At 42.5% G+C, this 212-nt stretch carries 1 pseudogene; it reads left to right on the forward strand.

The window, feature by feature from the left end:
• A pseudogene (locus SB775_RS34660) lies at positions 1-212 on the forward strand (LPXTG cell wall anchor domain-containing protein); the annotation flags it as partial.

A 212-nucleotide genomic window follows, 5' to 3' on the forward strand; every position in this document is an offset into this window, starting at 1 on the left:
AAAAGAAGAAAAACCGGAAGAGCCAAAGGTAACAGAAGAGCCGAAAGAGCTAGAGAAGCCAGAAGTTACGGAGAAGCCGGAAATTCATGTAAAACCAGAAGAAGAGCAAACTAAAGAAGAAACAACAGAGGAAATAAAAGAAGAAAAACCGGAAGAGCCAAAGGTAACAGAAGAGCCGAAAGAGCTAGAGAAGCCAGAAGTTACGGAGAAGC

This window comes from Peribacillus sp. SIMBA_075 (genome assembly GCF_046534585.1).